The organism is Pseudomonas sp. WS 5071, assembly GCF_012985765.1.
GTDB classification, from domain to species: Bacteria; Pseudomonadota; Gammaproteobacteria; order Pseudomonadales; family Pseudomonadaceae; genus Aquipseudomonas; species Aquipseudomonas lundensis_A.
Window position 1 is genome coordinate 1 of record NZ_JAAQWY010000068.1, and the last position, 2,839, is coordinate 2,839.

4 protein-coding genes are annotated in these 2,839 nt (G+C 54.2%); all 4 read left to right on the forward strand.

Annotation, left to right across the window (positions count from 1 at the left end; translation table 11 throughout):
- The first annotated feature begins 324 nt into the window (after positions 1-324).
- The 4 genes from HBN61_RS22165 (at position 325) to HBN61_RS22180 (ending at position 2,731) form a co-directional block, all read left to right on the forward strand.
- Positions 325-672, forward strand: coding sequence for a metalloregulator ArsR/SmtB family transcription factor (locus HBN61_RS22165; RefSeq protein WP_094995355.1), 348 nt, complete (start codon positions 325-327; stop codon positions 670-672).
- A 149-nt stretch (positions 673-821) separates the two neighbouring features.
- Positions 822-1,292: an arsenate reductase ArsC gene (locus tag HBN61_RS22170; RefSeq protein ID WP_170047914.1), complete on the forward strand. Its 471-nt coding sequence runs from the start codon at positions 822-824 to the stop codon at positions 1,290-1,292.
- Between the two features lie 12 nt (positions 1,293-1,304).
- Positions 1,305-2,006, forward strand: a complete 702-nt coding sequence (gene arsH / locus HBN61_RS22175; RefSeq protein WP_094995354.1) for an arsenical resistance protein ArsH — start codon at positions 1,305-1,307, stop codon at positions 2,004-2,006.
- A 389-nt stretch (positions 2,007-2,395) separates the two neighbouring features.
- A complete protein-coding gene (locus tag HBN61_RS22180) occupies positions 2,396-2,731 on the forward strand; it encodes a PAS domain-containing protein (RefSeq protein ID WP_170047915.1) in 336 nt (111 codons plus the stop codon).
- The last annotated feature ends 108 nt before the right edge of the window (positions 2,732-2,839 follow it).

Here is a 2,839-nt window from a genome sequence, read left to right on the forward strand (position 1 = left end):
GAGCACGAGGTCGGAAGCCTCGCGTTTGAATTCAGCAGAAAAGGAACGGCGTTGTTTGGTCATCTGACACCTCGATCTGGCGAGCATTCTCGCCTAAATGGGTGTCCGGTTTCATTAGACCACTACAGCTACGTGAAATCTCAGCCTGGCAATCTTTCCGTTGAATAAAGGTTTCAATCTCAAGCGCGTACTTTACTACTGCGCAAAGCACGGGGACTGTTTCAACAAGTCGTCCGATAGCAGGCTCACCTGCTTGATAAATAATTTGCATTGCTAATATGGATATACGTATATTCGGTTTTTCATATGTAAATGGTCATGGTCATGATTGTTCCTCCCGATGTGTTCAAGAGCTTGGCTGACGAAACCCGCGTCCGCGCTACCTTGCTTATCGCCAATCAGGGTGAATTATGCGTCTGCGAACTGATGTGTGCTCTGGACGAGAGCCAGCCGAAAATCAGCCGCCACCTCGCCCAGTTACGCAGCAGTGGCCTGCTGCTGGGGCGCCGCCAGGGGCAGTGGGTTTATTACCGTCTCAATCCGGATCTTCCAGCCTGGGTGCACGAAATGCTGCAAGTGACGTTGCAAGCCAACATGCAGTGGCTGCAAAACAACACTTCCCGCTTGCAGAACATGGACGGTCGCCCTGTGCGTGATGTGGCCTGCTGCTGATCATCTACACCAACATCATCAGCTACAACCTGAGCTCGTATATCACCCCGATTTGCAGTCTTGCCACAACACTGTTGTTGCGGCATGCGCTGCTACGGGAGAGCGTGTGCTGGCGCCATTGAAATCTGCAAAAGTTTAAGGAGCAATCCATGCGAGTTCTGTTTATGTGCACGGCCAATAGCTGCCGCAGCATTCTCTCGGAAGCGCTGTTCAACCACCTAGCACCGCAGGGATTCGAAGCGGTGAGTTCCGGGAGTTTTCCAAAAGGGCAAGTGCTGCCTCGTAGCCTGAGCACCCTGAAGCAGGCCGGTATTTCCACTGAGGGATTGAGCAGCAAGAGCAATGACGCCTTTGTGGACAATCTGCCGGATATCGTCATTACCGTGTGCGACAAGGCCGCTGGCGAAAACTGCCCGGTGTATTTCGGGCCGGCGCTGAAATCCCATTGGGGGCTGGAAGACCCCTCCGACGTAGTGGGGGACGAAGCTGCCATCGACATTGCCTTCCTCACCACCCTGGCGCGCATCGAGTTACGCTGCAAAGCCTTCCTTGCGCTTCCCTTTGACAGCCTTAGCCGCGACGAACTCAAACGTGAGCTGGACAAAATCAGCAGTCTCTAAGCAGGAGCAGATATGACAGATCTCTTACCTAACCTTGACCTTTCCCTGTTCGAAGACGCGCAAACAATGCCGCGAGAAAGCGAACACAAGCCTCGCATCTTGCTACTTTTCGGTTCGACCCGCGAACGCTCGTTCAGCCGGCTGCTGGTGGAAGAAGCTGCGCGGCTGCTGGAGCACTTCGGCGCCGAAACCCGCCTTTTTGATCCCTCGGGCTTACCGCTCCCCGACGATGTTCCCGTCGACCACCCCAAAGTGCAGGAGTTGCGCGACTTGGTGCTGTGGTCCGAAGGTCAAGTGTGGTGCTCGCCAGAGCGGCATGGGGCAATGTCGGCCGTGTTTAAGGCCCAGATCGACTGGATTCCCTTAGCTCTTGGCGCAGTTCGTCCGACACAGGGCAAGACACTCGCGGTTATGCAGGTCTGTGGTGGTTCGCAGTCCTTCAATGTAGTCAACCAGCTGCGTGTCCTGGGTCGCTGGATGCGCATGTTTACTATTCCGAATCAGTCTTCGGTGCCAAAGGCCTACATGGAATTTGACGATGCTGGCCGTATGAAACCCTCGCCGTTTTATGACCGAGTGGTCGATGTAATGGAAGAACTGGTGAAGTTCACTCTACTGTTGCGCGACCGAAAGGCGTTTCTGGTCGACCGGTACTCCGAACGCAAGGAAAGTGCCGAACAGCTCATGGCACGTGTAAATCAGCGTTCAATCTGAGGTGGTAATGTCGATCTAAGGGTACAGCTTGAAGAGGCTTCATCAATCCAAGCTATCTAGGCTCTCGTCGTTACCCAAGCAGCGAGCTCTCTTTAAGGGGGGGCTCAACCGTCGAAGAGAGAGGGCAGCGCATCGCGGCAATCCTGCGCTTATCCGTATTTGGTGGCGGTTCGGGAAAACCACGTTGCCGGTTCGCGTATACCAGCCAGCACCGGGCACGCGCTGCGCAAGCCGCTTGGTTTCCGACATATCGGCACTTACTCGAAGGTCGGTAACATCGGGAACCTGAGAGGTTCGGGGCGATTCAAACAGCCTTTTCTGCATTCAAGATTATATTAAGGCAGCCGTTATTATGAGAGCTGAAACTTCATAGAGCCCCAGGGGAAATCATGTTCAATCTGTTCCGCAAGAACCGTGCTTTCGATGTCATTGAGGCAATTGAGCAGACACAGGCCGTGATTGAATTCGATCTTCAAGGCAAGATTCTGCGCGCGAACAAGAACTTCCTTGATCTCCTTGGTTATTCCCTGGAGGAAGTGCGCGGGCGGCCACACAGTTTGTTTACGCCTCCCGAATATGCTAACAGCCTGGAATACCGTGCGTTCTGGCAGGATCTGCGAACAGGGAAACCTCACACCGGTGAGTTCCGGCGCATTACCAAAAGCGGAGCCCCTGTTTGGATTCAAGCGACCTACACGCCCATCGTCCGGCGTTTTGCAAGGTAGTTGTCGCGTCAGCCGTGTTTTTAAGCTGCTATTTTCACTGCCGGCTGCTCCCTCTCTGGGTTGAGTGTGACGGCGCCGATAGGTTGCCAATTTCGCGTTGCACCTGAC